This window comes from Lysobacter sp. A286 (assembly GCF_054052105.1).
In genome coordinates, this window is sequence record NZ_JBSVRJ010000001.1 from 1,300,266 (window position 1) to 1,321,565 (window position 21,300).

13 protein-coding genes are annotated in these 21,300 nt (G+C 63.2%); 5 read left to right on the plus strand and 8 right to left on the minus strand.

Translation table 11 applies throughout. From position 1 onward, the window contains the following. Positions 1-89 precede the first annotated feature (89 nt). Entirely contained in the window at positions 90-2,858 is a 2,769-nt protein-coding gene (gene acnA / locus ACW7G0_RS06005; protein WP_456988300.1) for an aconitate hydratase AcnA, read from the plus strand. A 46-nt stretch (positions 2,859-2,904) separates the two neighbouring features. On the opposite strand, the gene ACW7G0_RS06010 is transcribed toward acnA, so the two are convergent. The 5 genes from ACW7G0_RS06010 to ACW7G0_RS06030 all read right to left on the minus strand — a co-directional run bounded on the left by ACW7G0_RS06010 (position 2,905) and on the right by ACW7G0_RS06030 (position 12,155). Next, a complete protein-coding gene (locus tag ACW7G0_RS06010) occupies positions 2,905-4,668 on the minus strand; it encodes a serine hydrolase (RefSeq protein ID WP_456988302.1) in 1,764 nt (587 codons plus the stop codon). Beyond that, entirely contained in the window at positions 4,607-6,229 is a 1,623-nt protein-coding gene (locus tag ACW7G0_RS06015) for a serine hydrolase domain-containing protein (protein WP_456988304.1), read from the minus strand. The genes ACW7G0_RS06010 and ACW7G0_RS06015 overlap by 62 nt, the downstream gene beginning before the upstream one ends. Continuing rightward, positions 6,222-7,451 (minus strand): dipeptidase, encoded by a 1,230-nt coding sequence (locus ACW7G0_RS06020; RefSeq protein ID WP_456988305.1) that lies wholly within the window; start codon positions 7,449-7,451, stop codon positions 6,222-6,224. Before ACW7G0_RS06020 ends, ACW7G0_RS06015 begins: the two co-directional genes overlap by 8 nt. A gap of 121 nt (positions 7,452-7,572) precedes the next feature. Beyond that, on the minus strand, positions 7,573-10,554 hold the full coding sequence (locus tag ACW7G0_RS06025; RefSeq protein ID WP_456988306.1) for a TonB-dependent receptor: 2,982 nt from the start codon (positions 10,552-10,554) through the stop codon (positions 7,573-7,575). 35 nt (positions 10,555-10,589) lie between these two features. Continuing rightward, entirely contained in the window at positions 10,590-12,155 is a 1,566-nt protein-coding gene (locus ACW7G0_RS06030; protein ID WP_456988308.1) for a transglutaminase-like domain-containing protein, read from the minus strand. A 178-nt stretch (positions 12,156-12,333) separates the two neighbouring features. On the opposite strand from ACW7G0_RS06030, the gene ACW7G0_RS06035 reads away from it, so the two are divergent. The 4 genes from ACW7G0_RS06035 (at position 12,334) to ACW7G0_RS06050 (ending at position 17,526) form a co-directional block, all read left to right on the plus strand. Then, complete coding sequence (locus tag ACW7G0_RS06035; RefSeq protein WP_456988310.1) at positions 12,334-13,797, plus strand: C40 family peptidase; 1,464 nt, start codon at positions 12,334-12,336, stop codon at positions 13,795-13,797. Positions 13,798-13,819: 22 nt separating this feature from the next. After that, entirely contained in the window at positions 13,820-14,932 is a 1,113-nt protein-coding gene (locus ACW7G0_RS06040; protein WP_456988311.1) for a dipeptide epimerase, read from the plus strand. A 3-nt stretch (positions 14,933-14,935) separates the two neighbouring features. Next, a complete protein-coding gene (locus ACW7G0_RS06045) occupies positions 14,936-15,787 on the plus strand; it encodes a MurR/RpiR family transcriptional regulator (RefSeq protein WP_456961474.1) in 852 nt (283 codons plus the stop codon). 65 nt (positions 15,788-15,852) lie between these two features. Continuing rightward, positions 15,853-17,526, plus strand: a complete 1,674-nt coding sequence (locus tag ACW7G0_RS06050) for a long-chain fatty acid--CoA ligase (protein WP_456989463.1) — start codon at positions 15,853-15,855, stop codon at positions 17,524-17,526. Positions 17,527-17,587: 61 nt separating this feature from the next. Here ACW7G0_RS06050 and lysS read toward each other — a convergent pair whose 3' ends face one another. The 3 genes from lysS to ACW7G0_RS06065 form a co-directional block, all read right to left on the minus strand. Next, positions 17,588-19,111: a lysine--tRNA ligase gene (gene lysS, locus ACW7G0_RS06055; protein WP_456989464.1), complete on the minus strand. Its 1,524-nt coding sequence runs from the start codon at positions 19,109-19,111 to the stop codon at positions 17,588-17,590. Positions 19,112-19,171: 60 nt separating this feature from the next. Continuing rightward, a protein-coding gene (gene prfB / locus ACW7G0_RS06060) for a peptide chain release factor 2 (protein WP_456988312.1) occupies positions 19,172-20,300 on the minus strand; the annotation gives its coding sequence in 2 pieces (ribosomal slippage) (positions 19,172-20,224 and positions 20,226-20,300; 1,128 coding nt in all). 89 nt (positions 20,301-20,389) lie between these two features. Then, positions 20,390-21,283 (minus strand): LytTR family DNA-binding domain-containing protein, encoded by an 894-nt coding sequence (locus ACW7G0_RS06065; RefSeq protein ID WP_456988314.1) that lies wholly within the window; start codon positions 21,281-21,283, stop codon positions 20,390-20,392. Between the last annotated feature and the right edge of the window lie 17 nt (positions 21,284-21,300).

Below are 21,300 nucleotides of genomic sequence, written 5' to 3' on the forward strand. Positions count from 1 at the left end.
CGTACTGCGGCGGCTGTCCTGGGCGTGATCATTTGCCAAGGGCCTGTCGCGCTGCCCTCCCCCATGTTTTTCCAGCTACGGAGCTCCTCATGGCCGACTCCTTCGCCACACGCGCGCAACTCGACGTCAACGGCAAGTCCTATACCTATTTCAGCCTGCCCGCATTGGGCAAGCGCTTCGATCTGGCAAAGATGCCTTATTCGATGAAGATCCTGCTTGAGAACCTGCTGCGCAACGAAGATGGCGGGATCACTGTCGGCAAAGAGCATATCGAGGCAGTCGCGCAATGGGATCCGGCGGCGGAGACTTCCAGCGAGATCGCCTTCATGCCCGCCCGCGTGGTGCTGCAGGACTTCACCGGCGTGCCCTGCGTGGTCGACCTGGCCGCGATGCGCGATGCCGTCGCCAAGCTGGGGGGAAACCCGAGCCAGATCAACCCGCAGATCCCGTCCGAGCTGGTGATCGACCACTCCGTGCAGGTCGATGTGTATGGCCGTCCCGACGCGCTGGACATCAATGGCCGGATCGAGTTCGAGCGCAACAAGGAGCGCTACGGATTTTTGCGCTGGGGCCAGAAGGCGCTGGAAAACTTCAAGGTCGTGCCGCCCAGCACCGGCATCGTCCACCAGGTCAACCTGGAGAACCTCGCCCGCGTGGTGATGGGCACTGAGGTCACCAACGACCAGGGCGTGACCGAGTTGATGGCGTTCCCGGACACGGTATTTGGTACCGACAGCCACACCACGATGATCAATGGCATCGGTGTGCTGGGTTGGGGTGTTGGCGGTATCGAGGCCGAGGCCGCGATGCTGGGCCAACCGTCCTCGATGCTGATCCCGCAGGTGGTCGGCTTCAAGCTGACCGGCAAGCTGCCCGAGGGCGCAACGGCGACCGACCTGGTGCTGACCGTTACCCAGATGCTGCGCAAGCATGGCGTGGTCGGCAAGTTCGTCGAGTTCTTCGGCGAAGGCCTGCAGAACCTGCCGCTGGCCGACCGCGCCACCATCGGCAACATGTCGCCGGAGTACGGTGCCACCTGCGGTATCTTCCCGATCGATGCCGAGGTGTCGAAGTACCTGCGCCTGTCAGGCCGCAGTGAGGAGCAGATTGCACTGGTGGAGGCCTACGCCAAGGCCCAGGGCTTGTGGCACGAGGTGGGCCAGCCCGAAGCCGAGTATTCCTCGGTGATCGGACTGGACATGTCCGAGGTCAAGCCGTCGCTGGCGGGCCCCAAGCGTCCGCAGGACCGCGTGTTGTTGAGCGACATGCAGGAAAACTTCACCACCAACGTGAAGGGTTTCACCGCCAACCGCGTGGGTTGTGCGGTGGAGGAGTTGAAGGACGAAGGTGGTGCCCAGCCGCAGGCCGAACACCTGGCGGCAAAGCCGATCTCGAATATCCGCCTGGACGACCAGGACCATGCCCTGAGCGATGGCTCGCTGGTGATTGCCGCCATCACCTCGTGCACCAACACGTCCAACCCGGCGGTGATGCTGGGCGCGGGCCTGGTCGCACGCAAGGCGGCGGCCAGGGGTCTGAAGGCCGCGCCCTGGGTCAAGACCTCGATCGGTCCCGGCTCGCGCGTGGTGACCGACTACCTGCAGAAAGCGGGCCTGCTTGAGGACCTGGAAAAAGTTGGCTTCTATGTGGTGGGCTATGGCTGCACCACCTGCATTGGCAACTCCGGTCCGCTGCTTGACGCCGTGTCCAAGGGCATCGCGGAGAACGACCTGGCCGTCGCGGCGGTGTTGTCGGGCAACCGCAACTTTGAAGGTCGTATCCACGCCGAGGTGAAGATGAACTATCTCGCCTCCCCACCGCTGGTCGTCGCCTACGCGATTGCCGGCAGCATCGATCTGGACCTGGTCAATGATTCGCTGGGCAAGGACCAGGACGGCAACGACGTCTACCTGCGCGATATCTGGCCGACCAACCAGGAGATCGGCGACATGATCGCCGCCACGGTCGGTCCCGAGCTGTTCGCGCAGAACTACGCCGACGTGTTCAAGGGCGACGCCCGCTGGAACGAGATCGAGTCGCCCGACGGCGAGTCCTTCGCCTGGGACGAGGCCTCGACCTACATCAAGAACCCGCCGTACTTCGATGGCATGACCATGGATGTGGCCGCGATCGATGACCTGCATGGCGCCCGTGTGATGGGCCTGTTTGGCGACTCGATCACCACCGACCACATCTCACCGGCCGGCGCGATCAAGAAGGACTCGCCTGCGGGGCGCTTCCTGTTGGGACGCGGCGTCGAGCATGCCAATTTCAACAGCTATGGCTCGCGTCGCGGCAACGATGACGTGATGGTTCGTGGCACCTTCGCCAACATCCGCATCAAGAACCTGATGCTGGACGGCGTGGAAGGCGGCTTCACCAGGTACTACGGCACCGACGGCGGCGCTGGCGAGCAGATGGACATCTACGACGCGGCGATGAAGTACAAGGCCGACGGCGTCCCGCTGGTGGTATTTGCTGGCAAGGAATACGGCACCGGCTCCTCGCGTGACTGGGCGGCCAAGGGCACCATCCTGCTGGGCGTAAAGGCGGTCGTGGCGGAGAGCTTCGAGCGCATCCACCGTTCCAACCTGGTTGGCATGGGCGTGCTCCCGCTGCAGTTCAAGAATGGCGAAACCGCACGTACCCACGGCCTGGACGGCTCGGAGGTCATCGACGTGATTGGCCTGCAGGACGGCGCCTCCAAGACCGCTACCGTGGTCGCGAAGAAGGCCGACGGCAGTGAGAAGCGCTTCGAGGTCGACGTGCTGCTGTTGACCCCGAAGGAAACCGAGTACTACCGCAATGGCGGGATCCTGCACTACGTGCTGCGCGACCTGGCTAGAAAGGCTGCATAAGGCCTTTCCGACCTGAAAAAAAGCGGCTTCGGCCGCTTTTTTTTGCTTATCGCTTGAACAGCTCGGCAATCTCCAGCGCGGTCGAATACGGTTCGGGATCATTGCGGTTGCTGAGCAGCACCACCGTCAACCGCTGCTGTGGGTAACGCACGATCACGTTGCGGAAGCCCATGGTCTCGCCGGAATGCCACAGGCTGTCGTCGGTGATGCGCCAGCCGTAGCCGTATTCAACTGCGGGATCATCGGTCGGGGTCACCGCGGTGAAGGCGAGACGGCGTGACTCGTCGCTGAGCAGGCGGTCGTCGTACAGCGCGGCGTCCCATTTGGCGAGGTCGTCGATCGACGAGTAGATGCCGCCATCGCCGAGCACCGCGCTGGTCTGGCTCTTGTCGGTACGGATCCACTGGCCGTCGACTTGGCTGTACCCGAAGGCCCGGTTGGGGACTTCCGGGCCGCCCTGCACGTAGGCCAGGGTGTCGTGCATGCCCAGCGGCAGGAATATCCGCTCGCGCAGGAACGCGGGGTAGTCCAGGCCGGAAGCGCGCTCCACGATCAACGCCAGCAAGGCGTAGCCGCTGTTGCTGTAGCGGTAGTCGGTGCCGGGCTCGAAGTAGGTCTGGTCCTGGCCTTCGAGCAGGCGCAGCACGTCGGCGTCATGGACTTGCCCGGTCGTGTTTTCCGGGATCACGTCTTCGTAGTCGATCAATCCGGAGGTGTGGCTGAGCACGTGATGCAGGGTGATGCCGTCGGCGGCATCCGGCAGCGACGGCAGCCACTGCCGCAACGGGTCGTCGAGGTCGAGCGTGCCGTCCTCGGCCAGCAGCAGGATCGTGGCGGCGGTGAACTGCTTGCTAACGGATGCCAGCCGGTAGTTGGTCGCCGGGCCGGCCTCGGTGCCGCTCTCGAGATCGGACAGGCCGTAGCCGCGTCGCACCACCGGCTGGCCATCCTTGATCACCAGCAGCGATGCGCCGGGCACGTCGCCGTCATAGCGCCCCATCAACTGGTCCGCCGTGGGTTGGGACACGGGTACGTCAAACATCAGCGTCGGGCTCGGTTCCGGTCGCAGCGTGTAATGCCACCACTCCATCGGGTAGTTGGCGAACCCGTGGCGCTCCATCGCCTCACGCAGGCGTTCGCGATTGGCGCGCTGGGCCGGCGTGGCCAAAGACGAGTCGGTGTTGGCGAGCGGGCCGAAGAAGTCGAAACCGGTACCCATGTCGAGCGGTTCGCACGTCTCGCCCTCGCATTGCAGCAGGGTCAGGTCGACCGTCGCGCCGCGGCTGTGTCCGGATACCGCGGCGATGTAGCCGTTCAGCAGGTCGGGCTTGTCCATGTCGGGGTAGTAGTCGGCCTTGTTGCGCACGTCGCCCGGGTCGTTGGCCCAGCGGACGAAGTGCGCGACGGCGCGGGTTGGCCGGTAGCAGTCAAAGATCTTCAGGCGCAGGTCCTGTTGGCGCAGCTCCTGCTCGACCTTTTGCAACGCCTCGGCGACCGGCTCGAGCAGGTAGCAGCGCGGGGCCTGGTAACCGTCGATCGGCACGCCGACGAAGTTCTCACTGCCGGCGTAGCGGATTTCCTGGACCATGTCGGGGACGAGGCTGCGGATATCGACCAGGCCGGCTTCGGCGTGGGTCTGCGCCGGTGACAGCTGCGGCGTCGACGCGGTCGAAGCAGTCGAGGCGGTCGACGCGCAGGCGCCAACGAGCGCCGCCACCAAGGCCGCGGCGGCGAGTCGCAGTAGCGTTCTAGTCACAATCACCGGTGCGTTCAAAAGCGAGGTCCTCATAGTCGGAGCTGAAATCGGCATTCGGATCTACCTTGGCCATCGAGAGCGCGGGCGACGCACCTGCTTCGGCGAAGTCGAGCCAGGCTTCATCCAGACCCGGACCGTCCCACTCGACCAGCAATCGCTCTCCCACTTCCATCACCTGGCCGCGCATGCGCGGCGACTTGACCGCGGTGAAGCGCACGTCACCGTCGCCCTTGCATACCGCAACCTCGCCGAACCAGGGATCGGTGTAACGACCCAAATGGTTGGAAAGCGTCGCGGCCGTGGCCGGGACACGGGCGGAGGTGTCAGGCATCACTGAATCGCCGGCCGACGCCGGTTGGTTGGCGATGCGCGCCGCATAGTCAGCGACCGTAGGATTCTCTTGCGGGGTAGTGAAGTGCTTCAGCAGCACTTGGTTGATCACCGTCCGGGCCTCGCCGGCATTACCGTTCATCAGCACCACGAAGCCGGAATCCGAATCCGGCAACAGGGTCATCACCGAGTACATGCCCGACAGCGTGCCGGTATGCGAGACCGTCCAGGCGCCATCGACATCGGCCAGGCGGAAACCGAACGCGTAGGCGGAGGCATGGGTGTTGTTCCAGTCGCGGCTGCGCTGTGAGATCGGCATCGGCGTGCGCGCTGTCCACATCGCCTTGCGCTGCTCCGGCGACAACCATTGCAGCTGTTGTTCGGTCGGCACCAGCCAGTTCCGTGCCCAGTCGAGCATGTCGCCGACGCTGCAACGGATGCCGCCGGCGGCCGCCGACGTGATCGCCGGGATGATCTCGTCGTCGACCGCGGCCGGAATGTTGCGACCGTCCTCCCGGCGATGTGGCTGGGCGATATTGCCGACCGCCGCGCGATCGATCTCGCCGACCTTGCACCGGTCCAGCCCGAGCGGCTGGAACACCTCGCGCCGGACCATCTCCTCATAGGACGCACCACCCACCGCGGCCGCCACTTCACCGGCGACGACATACAGCAGGTTGTCGTAGGCATAGCCCGAGCGGAAGCCGTAGGCCGGCTTGATGTGGGCCAGGCCATTGATGATGTCGTCGCGATCAAACAGGTTCGGCTGCGGCCACAGCATCAGGTCGCCGCCGCCTTCGGGCAGGCCGCTGTTGTGGACCAGCAGGTCGCGGACCTGCATGTGTTTGGTGACCCACGGGTCGTGCATGCGGAACTGTGGCAGGTGTTTGACCACCGGGTCGTCCCAGCGCAGCTTGCCGGCATCGACCAGACGCGCCAGCACGGCGGCGGTCATCGCCTTGGTGTTGGAGGCGATCTTGAACAGGGTGTCTGGCGTGACCGGTTGACCGGAGCCTTCGGCCAACTCGCCGGCGGTGCGCACGTAGACGACCTGGCCGTCTTCAATGACGCCCACCGCGAGCCCTGGCAACTGATAGCGATCCATCACGGCATCAAAAACGCGGTCGAGCCTCGGGGCCGGATCAGCGACCGGTCTTGCCTCATCCATCGCTGGCGGCGACGAGTCGCCAGTTGCAGTTGCGGCCGGAAACGTCACGGCAGCCAGCAATCCCACAGCCGACAACGCCATCGCCCACCATCGCGAATGACGCACGGACTCAGTCATCCGTGGCCTTCATCCGCTGCGCAACCTGCTCGACCTCGCTCCAGACCCGCAACAGGTTGCCGCCCCAGAGTTGGGCGATCTGTGCTTCGGTGAATCCACGGCGACGCAATCCTTCCGTTACGTTCGCGGTCTCCGAGGCGTCGTTCCACCCGGTGATGCCGCCACCACCATCAAAGTCGGAGGCCAGTCCGACGTGGTCGATGCCGGCGACCTGGACGGCGTGCTGGATGTGATCCAGGTAATCGTCCAGGTCGGCGATCGGAAATTGCTGTTTGATACGTTTGATGCCGGCCTGGTACGCGGGCAGGGATTCGTGCAGCTCACTGTCGAACTCCGCCGCGCCGGCCTGCTCGGCAACTTCCGCCTGCAGTGCGTCCTCGGCCGCCGCACGTGCGGGGTCGGACTTCAGGAAGTAGGTGTAGGCGACGATGTCGGCGACGCCATCATGGTCGGCGATGGCCCGCAACTGGGCATCGTCCAGGTTGCGCGGGTTGTCGGCCAGCGCGTTGACTGCGGAGTGGGATGCAATTACCGGCGCGGTCGATGCCGCCAGCACGTCGCGCACGCAGGCATCCGAGGTGTGGGACACATCGACCATGACCCCCAACTGGTTGGCGCGTTGCACCACCGAGCGCCCGAAGGTGCTCAAGCCCACGTCCCCGGGCGGCGCATCGCCGAACTCCGGACGCCCACTGGAACTGGTACAGATGGCGTTGTGGCCGACGTGGGTCAAACCGAGATAACGCGCCCCACGTGCATATGCTGCGTCGAGGTTGTCGAGGTCATCACCCAACGAGTAGCCATTCTCGATGCCGATCATCGCCGACAGCAGTCCGTCGGCTTTGTGCTGGCGCACCTGTTCGGGCGTGGTCGCCAGGGCGATGCGGTCGGGATACCGCTCCAGCATCATCTCGATCGCCGAGTACTTGCGCTCCGCCTGCGCCATGGCGTCGGCATAGCCGGCGTCGGTCAATGGCCCCTGCTCGGTATAGATAACGAAGAACGCCGCATCCAGGCCGCCACGTTCCATCTTGCCCAGGTCGACCCGCAGCTCGGTGTCGGTGCCGACGTCGAAGCGCGGGTCGCGCATGTAGTCCAGCGGGATATCGACGTGGGTGTCGATGGTCAGCGGACCGGGTAACGCGGTAAGGACGGGCTGCTGAGCGCAGCCCGCAAGTGAGACGGCCAGCGCCGCGCAAACTATGCCAATACGAGTATTCATGTATTCCTTCCGGCCTCGGCCGGGCGTTTGCCGATGCTTACTTGTCCGCAAGCATGGCCAAATCATTGGTGGCCTTGAGCGGATGGCGGCCCGACAAGCGGGCCGCCGATTGGGGCGTGACTCAGAATACGTAGGTCACGACCAACTGCGCGTAACGCGGCGACTGCCAGCCAAGCGCTTCCCCGAAGTACGGCATTTCGTTGCCGGGGGTGCTTTCGTAGCGGGAATGCACCCGGGTTGCGGTCTGGCTGTTCAACAGGTTGAAGACGGAGAAGCGTGCCTTCAGGTCAACGTTTTCCGACGGCAGCGTCCAGGTCACGCTGGCACCCAGGTTGGTGACCCAGGGCATCCGGCCGAATGCACCCTGCTCGGTGAACACCAGTTCCCGCGTCTGCCAGTCGTCACAGTTCGCCACGCACAGCCAGCCAGAACCGCCGCCGCTGTATTCACCGGGCCCGCCGGCACTGCGATCATCGTTGGGCCAGCGCACGCCGAAAGCGGTGATTGGACCGCCGGACCGTGAGGACAGTGTGCCGCCAAAGCTCCACATCTCATTGAGCTTGTAGCTGCCGCGCAGTTTGATCTGGTGACGGGAGTCGTTGAACAGGACGCCGTAACGCTCGTTGACGGCCGGGTGGTCGAAGTACTGCACCAGGTTGGTGTCGTTGTAGCCGGTGTCAGAGTTGACCGGTCCTTCGATATTGCCCTCGGACTTGGACCACAGGTAGCTGGCATTGAATGCCCACTTGTCGTCCCAGGCGCGGTCCAGCTGGAATTCCAGGGCCTTGTATGTGCGCTTGGGCTTGCTGTAACCCATGATGGCGCCGCTGCCGAGCGCCATATAGCCGTCCTTGGAGCTGTCGAATTCAACCCACTCCTCCGTGTCCGGGCACCACAGGGTATTGCTTTCGCCGGGATTGATGATGGGCCAGTCACCGGAATACCAAGGGCATCCTTCTACATGATTGATGCGTGCGTCTTCCACGGCGCGGGTCATCTCACGGTAGGTGGCGCTGACGCCATACGACCACGCGTTGTCGATCGCCTGCTGGAAGCCCAGGATGAACTCGTCCTGGAATACCTGCTTCAGATCGCGGCTGACTGCCGTGCGGACGTCGTCGGGCGCGGGAACGTTGCCATCGGTGTTGACCGCACCGAGCTGGGCGCCAATGTCCGGGAACAGATAGGTGCCACCGGTGACCGGGTCGGTACGTTCGACCCATCCATTGAGCTCGTAGTAGGTATGCTCATCGGTGGATCCGCCGCCGAAATAGTCGGTGAGCTTGTTGGTAAGTGGGGTGTAGTAGCGGCCCGCGTTACCGAACACCTTGGTCCTGCCGTCGCCCTGGACGTCCCAGCTGAAGCCCAGGCGTGGCGAGATCATGTCGCTGAAATCGGCCTTGGCGAAGGTCGCGCCCGAAGCCAGCGTGTTCTCGAACTTGTCGGCGCGCACACCGATGTTCAGCAGCAGGTTGGGGGTGACATTCCAGTTGTCTTCCACGTAGATCGCCTGCACCTTGGTCGAGACCGGGGCGCCGGTGATGTAATGACGCGCGTCGATGATCCGAGTGACGCCACCGGGAATCACCGCGCCATTGGGAAGCACTCCACCTGGTGTAGCGGCTTGCGCCTGATAGCTCACGCCGTCGCCCGGATACACCCTGGAACTGTTGGAGTCCGAGACTTCCTGGTCGACGCCGAAGCGCAGCAGGTGGTCGCCCATCGTCCACTCGAAGTCCAGGCGCGCTGCTTCGCGCTTGTCGAACCGGCTACTGATGCTGCTGTTGCTCGGGTGGCAGCCTTCCCGCGTGGTTTCCGGACCGAACGCGTCGGTGTAGCCGCCAGTCCGCGTAACGATGCTGCAGCCCCCGTCCCATGGACTACCGCCGGTGGCGCTACGCTCGTTCACGCCATACATCGCCTTGGCGACGAAATTCTGGCCGAAGTGCCCGGTATAGGTGGCCGACCAGTTGTCGCCGCCGGAGCCGTCATGGCTTTCACCAGCTTTTGCGCCACGCGTGGCGCTATCCCAGTCGTAATCATAGTTGCTGGTCGCCGATTCGGCTTTGTCGGAGAAGGCCAGCAGTTCCAGCGAGTGATTGTCATTGATCTGCCAATCGAGCTTGCCGCCCCAGAAGTCGTTGTTGCTGTCGGTGTACCAGGCCTCGATCGTGTCGATGTCCCTCGGATTGCTGTCGCGCTGTTCGTACATCGCGAAGAAGAACAACTTGTCCTGCACCAGGGCGCCGGATGCCCAGACGTTGGCCTTGTAGAACGACCCGTCGTCGCGGCTCATGCGGTCGACCTCAACGAGGGTGCCGTCTTTGTGGAACCGGTCCCTCCTCGAGGATGTCCAGGCCGCCGGTTCCATCGTCACCTCGGCGCCGGCCTTGAACTCGTTGCCGCCGGAGCGGGTCACGGCATTGATGACGCCGCCGGTGCTACGGCCGAATTCCGCCGAATAACCGCCGGTCTTGACCTGGAACTCATCATAGAACCCGAAGGGGACCGATGAAAATCCCTGACGGCGATAGGGGTCGGTAACGTTCAGCCCGTTGATGTAGGCGACGTTCTCCGCCACCGACGAGCCACCGAAGGACAGACCGCCGAAGCTGGCGCCCGATGCAACCACGCCCGGCGCCAATAGCGCGACGGCACCCAGGCTCTGGTCCACCGGCAGCCGCGCAAGCTCCTCGCGGGTGACGTTGGTGGAGGACTCGGTGGAATTGACGTCCACGCGGTTGACCACTCTGGAACCGATCACCTGCACGGCGGCCAGGTTCACCGTGCCACCGCTGCCCAGGTTGACGGTCGTGGTGCCACCCAGGGAAACAGTGACGGAAACCGGGGCGCCCGACCCGGCGGTCAAGGTGTACTGGCCCGGAGACAACTGGCCGATGCGATAGCTGCCGTCCGCGCTCGCCGTCGCGGAGCGCGCCGACCCTGTCGAGGTGTTGGTGATAGTGACTTGGGTGCCTGCTTCGGCACTACCCGCCACGGCACCAGTGACGCTCTGGGCCATGGCCACCGGAGCCAATGACGCCAGGCAAAGACCCAACGCGGCTACTAGTACTTTTGTTCGCAACACTTTCTTGTTATTCATGACCCCTCCGGCAAAAAGTTGTTTGTCAGGCGTATCTACGGGTTTGCATCAGGTTGCGGCAGCAACTGTGCTTCAAAGCTGTAATCCCACTGGTCGAAGTACAGATTGCCTCCGCTCCACTCGACCTCTCCCCTTTGTGAGTCGACCGTTTCGGAGCGGAAAAACTGTTTCTCGGGATAGAAATCACCGCCGAAATCGTCATTGAAGGCGATCCGGTAGGCATCCAGGCCACCGAGGTAGAACCACTCCAGGCTGTTGCCCTGGTCGTCGACGGCGCCCTGCAATCGCCCCGTCGTCACGTCCATCGGCACCCAGCCATAAGGGGCCAGATACAGCTGGCCCCAGTCGTGCAGGTTCCAGTAGTCGTCGTCGGGGCCTTCGCCACCTTCGAACACCATCCCCGATTGCCAGCGCGCCGGAATCCCGTTGAGCCGCAGCAGGCTGATCAGCAACAGCGTCTGTTGCCCGCAATCGGCATGGCCTGCGTGCAGCGCGTAATCGCTGATGTTGGAAATGGTCGAGTATTCGCGTGCACCGGCCCAGGGAATCTCGTCGACGGCAGCAAACAGCTTCCGGGCGATCCGGTACGGGTTGGTCTCGTCGCCAACGACCTTGTGCGAGAACTCGCGCAAGGCGGGGGTGAACACGATGTGCGGGGGGCGCTCACCCAGGCTTGCTGCCAGCTCGGTCGTTGCAGGCGCTGGCTGGACCTGGTCAGGGTCGACCGCGTGGTACTGCGCGTACAAGGTGAGCTCGTAGCTGATCGAGAAATTCGTCGGCTCCCCGGCCCGTGCGGGCCTTTCCAGGTAGACGGTGCGTTGGGCAACCGAATCGGGAGCGATGACCGCGTCGTCGGGCTCACTGTCCAGCAGGTCGATGGCTTCCTGCTGACCGGCAATCGCGCGTGGAAACGGGATCCAGGCACGAACCATCTCATCGGCTGGGACGGTATCGGCGGGCACGCTCAGTTTCTGGGTTACCCGTACCCGGCGTGGCAGCACGCTGGTCTGGTTGCTGGCCTGCGCCTGGGCACGAATGGCCGCGTGATGGGCGTTGGCCGACTCCATCGGGCCTTCGCTGAAAGGCTTGGGATTGGCGCGGCGCGCAGCCGCCTGGTCACTGAGCCGGAACAGGTTTGGCACCGCGCGGTCGAAGTACCAAGTCTCTGCGTCGATGACGCGGTGTTCAATCAGGTTGGCCTGCTTCCAGCGTGCGAACTCATCGGCTTGCAGGTCGGGTATCTGCTTGCGGAGGCGCTCCAGTACTTCCTCCTCCTGCAGATGGAAGTCGATCAGGATGCGACGCATGCGCTCGCGTTCAAATCGCAACGCCTGCTCGGCGCCGGCGTCAATGGAGTCGTCCCGCAGCGCTGCGACGATGGCGGCCTCGGCCTCGCGGAAGTGACCGTCGTCGACCATGGCGATGACCGCGGGCAATGCTGGTTCATCCTGCGCTGGTTTATCCGGCGCCTCGGCGGCGACACCCAGCATGGGGAACACCACCAGCAAGGCGAACAGCACGGCTCCCAACCACGGCCCACAGGCTTGCTCACGGCCTCGCTCCGTGCTGGTTGACGCGCGCTTGTTCAGAACCTGACCCATCCCTCGAACCCCTCCTGCTTGACCCCCATGGAGAGCTGTTTAGCACGGCCCCCACCGATAAGCAATAATATATTCTCGACTATCGTGATATAAGAATGATGTATTCCGCAGTGCACAATAAGCGTTTGACGCGATCATTCCGACCCATTCACCCCGACAAGCCCATGAAGGTATGACGATGCGATTGCAGTCCCTTTCCCTCGCGCTCGGCGTCGCCATCGCGCTTGCTGCTTGCCCGTTGCCGGCACGCGAGGTTCACGCGCCAGCGGTTGCGCCGATGACCGACGGCATCCCGGCCCACGGTGTAATCGGGGTTGAGGACGCCTACCTGGCCCCCGGGTTCTGGGTCGCACGAATGGATCATCCCGACCGGGTACTGGGGGAACTCGATGCGATCAGCGCCCAGAACGATCGTTTGTTCAAGCTCGACCCGTCGATGCATGATTTGCGCGCCCTGCCCCCGAATCTGGACCAGGCGACGGTGCGCGGCTGGATCGATGCCATATCGACCGCCCCGACCACGAGCCGCTGGGATGTCGACGGCGTTCCGGTTGCCCCCGCGACGCTGGAGGCGATGGTCGACAACCTCGCACTGGAGGCCATCGCGGAATCACAACCGACCCGTTATGGACTGGTCGTCCATCGTGCCGCATTGCGCGGCTTTCCCACCGCGCAGCGGATGTTCAGCCGCCAGGGTGATACCGATATCGATCGGCTGCAGGAGAGTGCGCTGTTCCCTGGCACGCCGGTGGTGATCGCCCACCAGAGCGCCGATGGCGACTGGCTGTTCGTCGTCAGCCCGCGCTACGCGGCGTGGATCGAGAAGCGCCAGGTCGCCGAAGGCACTGCCGCGGACGTGTTTGCTTATGTCGATGACACGCCGTACCGGGTTATCACCGGCGGCACCGAGCACACCGTTTTCACCCGCGAGGAGCCGCGGGTGTCCCGGCTGCAACTCGACATGGGGATTCGTTTGCCAGTGGCGGACGTGCCGCTGGACCAGTCGGTGAATGGCCAGCACCCGTACACCGCCCATGTGCTTCGCCTGCCGGTCCGCGACCCCGACGGCACGCTGGCGTTCTCCCCTGCACTGCTGCCAAAACGCGCCGACAGCGCCGCGGATTACCTGCCTTTGACTCCGGCCAACCTGGTTCGGCAGGGCTTCAAGTTCCTGGGTGAGCGCTATGGCTGGGGACACGCCTACGGCACGCGCGATTGCAGCGGATTCGTGTCCGAGATCTACCGCAGCATGGGGGTGAAGTTGCCGCGCAACACCAGCGCGCAAGCCGTCAGCCCGGCGTTGCATCACGTGCTGTTCGACCAGGATGACAACCGCGCCGCGCGCATGGCCGCGGTGGCGGAACTGCAGGTCGGCGACCTGGTCTACATCCCCGGTCACGTGATGATGATGATCGGCCGCATCGACGGCGCGCCTTACATGATTCATGACACTCACGGCGGCAGCTACCTGGGCGCCGACGGCACATTGCAGTCGATGGCCCTCAACGGCGTGTCGGTAACCCCGCTGCTGCCGATGATGTTCAACAAAAACCAGGATTACGTCGACCGCATCACCAGCATCGTGCGTCCCCAGGACGTGCGCGGCGAACTGGTGCCGTCGCCGAAAACGAAAACCCACTGACCGGAACCAGGGCACGAACCCCATGAAGATCACTGAAATAAAGTTCGGCATGCTCCGAGTACCGCTGAAGACCCCGTTCAAGACCGCCTTGCGTACCGTGGAGCAAGTCGAGGACATCGTGGTGATGGTGCACACCGACACCGGCCATGTCGGCTACGGCGAGGCGCCCGCGACGGCGGTGATCACCGGCGACACGCACGGCTCGATCGTGGACGCGATCCGCCATTACATCTCCCCGCGTGTGATAGGTGAGGACATCGCCGACCTCAACCGGATCACCCGCCTGATCCAGACCGCGATGGAGAAGAATTCCAGCGCGAAGGCGGCGGTGGAGATCGCCATCTACGACCTGTTCGGCCAGCTCTACAATGCCCCGCTGTACAAGATGCTCGGCGGCGGTGATCCGGTGATCACCACCGACATCACCGTCAGCGTCGACACCATCGACAAGATGGTCGCCGACTCCATCAGCGCGGTCGAGCGCGGTTTCGACTCGCTGAAGATCAAGGTGGGCAAGGACATCGGCGTCGACATCGAACGGATCAAGGCGATCTACGCCGCGGTCGAGAACCGCGCCCTGCTGCGACTGGATGCCAATCAGGGGTGGACCGCCAAGGAGGCTGTGTACGCGATCCGCGGCCTGGAAGATGCGGGCGTGCGGCTGGAGTTGGTCGAGCAACCGGTCAAGGCTCGCGACTTGGAGGGGATGCGCTATGTCACCGAACGCGTGCACACGCCGATCATGGCCGATGAAAGCGTGTTCGGACCGATGGAGGTGATCAAGCTGATCAACATGCGCGCGGCCGACATCATCAATATCAAGCTGATGAAGACCGGCGGCATCTCCAATGCCATCCGCATCGCCGATATCGCCGCGATGCATCAGATCCAGTGCATGATCGGCTGCATGTTGGAAACCAGCATCAGCGTGGCGGCGGCGGTGCATGTTGCCGTGGCCAAGGCCGACGTGATCACCAAGGTCGACCTGGACGGCCCGTCGCTGTGCCTGTTCAACCCGGTCGAGGGTGGCGTGATCTTCAACGAGTCGGAAATATCGATCACCGATGCACCCGGGCTGGGGATCCGTGAAATCCGCGGAATGGAGCCGATTGGCAGCGATGTCGTGGCGGCCTGAGCCGTGTCCGCCCTGCTGAAGATTCGTGCCGAGCGCGACCAGATGTCGGCGATCGAGCGTCGCATTGCCGACTTTGTCCTCGACAACGCGCAGCTGCTGCGTGATTACTCTTCCCAGCAGATCGCCAACGCACTGGGGATCAGCCAGTCCAGCGTGGTCAAGTTTTGCCAGAAGCTGGGGTTCAAGGGTTATCCGGACCTGAAGTATTCAGTCGGCGAAGCCATCGTCCGGGCCAGCAATGGCGACAACCAGGTTGATGACCAGGGGAGCGACGCCGATCCCGACGGCTCGGCAGCGGGCGACTTGTGGCAGCGCAAGACCGAAGCGGAGCAGGAAACCCGCTCGATCAATCCGCCGCAATCGGTTGCCGCGGTGGCTACCGCAATAGCGGCCGCGGCCGAGGGTGGCAAGGTTTTCCTGATCGGATTGGGCGCCGACGATATCCGCGCTCGCGCGTTCGCCCTCAAGCTCTCCCTGCTGGGGATCCTTGCCGTACACAATTTTGACCCAGCCCACATGGCTGCCAGCGTTTCCGCCGCCACGCCCGGTGATGTGCTGCTGGTGCTTTCCGAGCATGGAAAGGCAGCGCCGCTATGCCATCTGGCCCGTTGTTTTCGTGAGCGCCGAGGCACCGTTATCTCGGTAACCCGGCATACCTCCAATACGTTGCGGGCGTATGCCGACCTGAGCCTGCTGGTATCTGCGCACGATGATCGCGTGCACATCCAGCCCCTGCTCTATCAGTCGGCATTGCAGCACCTGCTGGACCGCGTGTTCGTGCTGTTGTGCGAAAGCGGCCGTGAAGAACAGCTACAAGCCAACCTGGAACAGATTCAACCGCTGCTGGAACTTTGACCCCCGTCATGCTCCAATCTTTGGACGACCAGTACCAACAACGCAGTGCAGACAAGGGGATCGCGATGAGTGTCGAACGTCCGTGGCTTGACCAGTATCCAGCCGGGGTTCCCGAGCAGATCGATGTTGACGAATATCCATCGATCGTTGCGGTACTGGAAAACGCCATTGCCAATTTCCGCGATCGCCCCGCGTTCGCCAACTTTGGCAAGACGCTCACCTACGCCGAGATCGACACCCTGAGCGCACAGTTTGCCGCCTACCTGCTGGGCGAGCTGAAGCTCAGGAAGGGCGACCGCGTGGCGATCATGATGCCCAACTGCCTGCAATACCCGATCGCGACCTTTGGCGTGCTGCGGGCCGGATTGACCGTGGTCAATACCAACCCCATGTACACCGCGCGCGAGCTCCGCCATCAGCTGGTGGACTCGGGTGCAACGGTGCTGCTGGTGCTGGACAACTTTGGCGACACCGTCGAGGAAGTGCTGAGCGACACCAAGATCACGACCGTCATCACCACCGGCCTGGGCGACATGCTTGGCCCAAAGGGGGTAATGGTCAATTTCGTGCTCAGGTACATCAAGAAAATGGTGCCCGAGTTCAACATCCCCGGCGCGGTGCGGTTCGCCACGACCCTGAAGCTGGGCCAGAAGCACCCCCTGCCGAAGATCGAAGTACAGTCCGGCGACATCGCCTTCCTGCAATACACCGGTGGCACCACCGGCGTGGCCAAGGGCGCAATGCTGACCCATCGCAACCTGGTGGCGAACATGCAGCAGGCCGCTGCGTGGGTCGGAACCAACGTGGTACCGGGCCAGGAAGTCATCATCACCGCGTTGCCGCTTTACCATATCTTCGCGCTGACGGCGAACGGACTGGTGTTCATGAAGTTCGGTGGCTTGAACTACATGATTACCAACCCGCGTGACATGCCCGGCTTCGTCAAGGAGCTCAAGAAGGTATCGTTTACGGCCATCACCGGCGTCAACACGCTGTTCAACGGCTTGCTCAATACGCCGGGTTTCGATGAGGTCGATTTCTCCAAGCTTCGCCTCACCCTTGCTGGCGGCATGGCGGCGCAGCGTTCTGTCGCCGAGCGTTGGAAGAAGACCACCGGATGCACCTTGATCGAAGCCTACGGGTTGACCGAGACCTCCCCGGCGGCCTGCATCAATCCGATGGACCTGAGTGAATTCAACGGCGCGATCGGCCTGCCGATCCCGTCCACCGACGCCTCCATCAAGGACGAAGACGGCAACACCCTGGCCACCGGCGAGATCGGCGAGTTGTGTATCAAGGGCCCGCAAGTGATGAAGGGCTACTGGCAGCTGCCAGAGGAAACGGCCAAGGTGCTCGACGCCGACGGCTGGCTGCATACCGGCGATATCGCAAAGATGGACGAGAAGGGGTTCTTCTACATCGTCGACCGCAAGAAAGACATGATCCTGGTCTCAGGCTTCAACGTGTACCCGAACGAGATCGAGGACGTGGTTGCGATGATGCCCGGCGTACTCGAAGTGGCTGCGATCGGCGTGCCCGATGAGCACTCCGGCGAGGTCGTCAAGCTGGTCGTGGTGAAAAAGGACCCGTCGCTGACCGCCGAGCAGATCACCGCCTACGCACGCGAGAACCTGACCGGCTACAAACGGCCCAAGGTGATCGAGTTCCGCACCGAATTGCCCAAGTCCAACGTCGGCAAGATCCTGCGCCGCGAGCTGCGCGACGAGCCGACCGAGTGATCGACTGATTCAAAATCGCGACTGTCCAGTCCCCTCTAGATGAGGGGATTTTTTTGCCTGTTCACCCCTCCGGTCGCATATACGGAAACAACAACACGTCGCGGATTGACGACGAGCCGGTCAGCAACATCACCAGCCGGTCGATACCCACGCCCAGACCACCAGTGGGCGGCAAGCCGATCTCCAGCGCGCGGATGTAGTCGGCATCGAAATGCATCGCCTCGTCGTCACCGCCCTCCTTCGCCTCGACCTGCGCCAGGAAGCGTGCCACCTGATCTTCGGGGTCGTTGAGTTCGGAAAAGCCGTTCGCCAATTCCTTGCCACCCACGAACAGCTCGAAACGGTCGGTCATGCCCGCATCGTCATCGCTGGCGCGGGCCAGTGGACTGACCTCGACCGGATGCCGGGTGATGAAGGTCGGCTGGACCAGGGTGTGCTCGACGGTCTTCTCGAAGATCTCCAGTAGCAGCTTGCCCCAGCCATAGCCGGGCTTGACCGCGACATTCAACCGCGTGCAATGGGCGCGCATCGCGTCGATGTCACGCAGCTCCTCGCACCTGATCTCGGGATTGTGCTCCAGCACCGCGTCGCTCATCGTCCAGCGCCGGAACGCCGGGCCGATGTCGATTGACTGCCCATCCCATTCCAACTGGGTGGTCCCGAGCACGGACGTCGCGATGTCGCGGATCAGGGCTTCGGTCAGGTCCATGACCTCGTTGTAGCTCGCATAGGCTTCGTACAACTCGAGCATGGTGAACTCGGGGTTGTGCCGGGTTGACACGCCCTCGTTGCGGAAGTTGCGGTTGATCTCGTACACCCGCTCCAGCCCGCCGACCACCAGCCGTTTGAGGTACAACTCGGGCGCGACGCGCAGGTACAGGTCAAGATCCAGCGCGTTGTGATGGGTCGTGAACGGCTTGGCCGTGGCGCCACCGGGGATGTAATGCATCATCGGCGTCTCGACCTCGAGAAAGCGCCGGCTGTCGAGCCACTCGCGCATCGCGCGGATGATCTTGCTTCGCTTGACGAACACCTCGCGCGCCTCGGGCGAGACGATCAAATCGACATACCGCTGGCGATAGCGTTGTTCCACGTCGGCCAGGCCATGGAACTTGTCGGGCAACGGGCGCAACGACTTGGTCAGCAGGCGCAACTGGTCGACCTTGACCGACAGCTCGCCGGTGCGGGTACGGGTCAGGACGCCATGCGCGCCGATGATGTCGCCGACATCCCAGCCCTTGAATGCGGTGTAGGTATCGCCCAACACATTGGCTTGCAGAAACAGTTGCAGCCGTCCGGACTCGTCCTGGATCTGCACGAAGCTGGCCTTGCCCATCACGCGCTTGAGCATCAGCCTGCCGGCGACGACGACGCGATGACCCTTGGCTTCCAGCGCCTCGGCGGTCCACTGCCCGGCATCGGCATACTCCGCCTGCAGGTCGCCGGCATAGTCCGCACGACGGAAGTCGTTCGGGAACGCTACCCCCTGCCCGCGTAGCGTGGTCAATTTCGCGCGGCGCTCGGCAATGAGCTTGTTCTCGTCCGGCCGGCTTTCGTCGGCCTGGTGATTTCCATCGTGGGGCATGGCGGTGTCGGTCATGGTCATTTCAAGTTACGGATAAGGGAGCTTGCAGGCAGGCAAACACTATCTCGCGTCGCTGCGTTTGGCGCCGACTTCGAGCCCCGCCTTCAGGCTGGCCGAGACAAACTCGTCCAGGTCACCGTCAAGTACGTTCTGGGTGTCGCTGCGTTCCACGCCGGTGCGCAGGTCCTTGATCCGGCTCTGGTCAAGCACGTAATTGCGGATCTGGCTGCCCCAGCCGATATCGGACTTGGTGGCCTCCACCGCATCGCGTACCGCATTGCGCTTCTGGATTTCCAACTCGTACAACTTGGCCGACAGCATCTTCATTGCACGGTCGCGGTTGGCGTGCTGGCTGCGTTCGGTCTGGCAGGCGGCCACGGTTCCGGTGGGCACGTGGGTGATGCGCACCGCCGACTCGGTCTTGTTGACGTGCTGTCCACCGGCGCCGGAGGAGCGATACACGTCGGTCTTGAGGTCGGCCGGGTTGATGTCGATCTCGATGTTGTCGTCGACTTCCGGCGACACGAACACCGAGGTAAAACTGGTGTGGCGGCGGTTGTCGGAATCGAATGGCGATTTGCGCACCAGACGGTGCACGCCGGTCTCGGTCTTCAACCAGCCGTAGGCGAAGTCGCCTTCGACCCGGAACGTTGCCGACTTCACCCCAGCGACATCGCCGCCGCTGACCTCCATCAGCTCCGCCTTCCACCCGCGCGACTCGGCCCAGCGCAGATACATGCGCAGCAGGATCTCGGCCCAATCCTGGGCTTCGGTACCGCCGGCGCCGGCCTGGATGTCGACGAATGCGGCGGCGTTGTCCATCTCCCCGGAGAACATGCGGTGGAACTCGAGCTCATCGACATCCTTGGCGCAGGCTTCGATGTCCTCAATCACCGCCTGGGCGGTGTCGTCATCGCCTTCCAGCTCCGCCAGCTCCAGCAGTTCTTCCGCGCCGGTCACGCTTTCGGTCAGGTGGCGGATGCCGTTGACGACCTTGTCCAGCGACGCGCGCTCGCGACCCAGTGCCTGGGCACGCTCGGCATCGTTCCAGACATCGGGGCTTTCCAGCTCCCGGTTTACTTCTTCAAGACGCTCGACCTTGGTGTCGAAGTCAAAGATACCCCCTGAGCGCATCCAGCCGATCCTTGAGATCGACGATGCGCTCGTGGACGGGATTCAGTTCGATCATGTCCGTGATTTCATTGCAAAAGATGACCGCCAATTCTAGCAGGCGCGAGGCTTGCCGGCGCTTGGGGCTATCCAACGCTCAAGTGGCCATCAAGTCCCGGTACCGGGGTCGAGCCGCTCTCTGAGTGTCTGGCGATAACGACGACTGCACGGCAGCGGCGCACCGTTTTTGAGGTGTACCCGCGCGTCCCCGCTATCGAGCGGTTCGATCGAGGCGATCTGGTTGAAATTTACGATGTAACTGCGGTGGATACGCACGAACCGCGTGGAGTCAAGTTTCGACTCGATGCCGGCAATGGTGCTGCGTAGCGGGTAGTCGCGTCCGTCCAAATGCAGATTGACGTAGTTGCCCGAAGCCTGCAGCCACTCCACGTCCGCCGCGGCGATCAGGAATTCCCGACCGAGCTTCCGCACCAGGAAGCGTTCGGGTCGCTCGACCGGCTCCACCGCGAGTCCGCCGTCGGGTACATCCAGCACGCTGGCCTCACCTTGCAATCGCAATACCAGCAACCGGTAGCCGTGGATCAACAACACCATGCCGATAAAGGTACGGACATCCTTGGAGTACTCGTAAAGCAATTCGGCCGGCCAGTTGCCGAAGTCGTAACTGAAGCCTTGGGTGAGATACACCAGTTTTCGAACCGCCACCATGCCCGCAACATGCAACACCGACCAGACGACACTGGCGGGAAGATACCACGCAAGGTGGCGGCGCCAGGTGTCCAGGTGCAGTGGCCAACGCCGGGTGAACCAGAGCAGCGCCGGCACCAGTGCCAACTGCAGCAACCCGCTGCTCCATGACCACGTCAGCGGCTCCCACCAGTCCAGCGCCAACTCCAGTCGCTGGTAATCGGCCCATTTCGCGTAGCTGCCGCCCAGTGCGCCCAGGCAGCAGCTCACGACCCAGTAGCCGATCTCGAATGGTCGGCGGTGAGCGAGATACCGTTCGGCTGAGCTCAAAGTGTTGGCGGAGGCATCCTGCATCCGCGCATCATACGGAA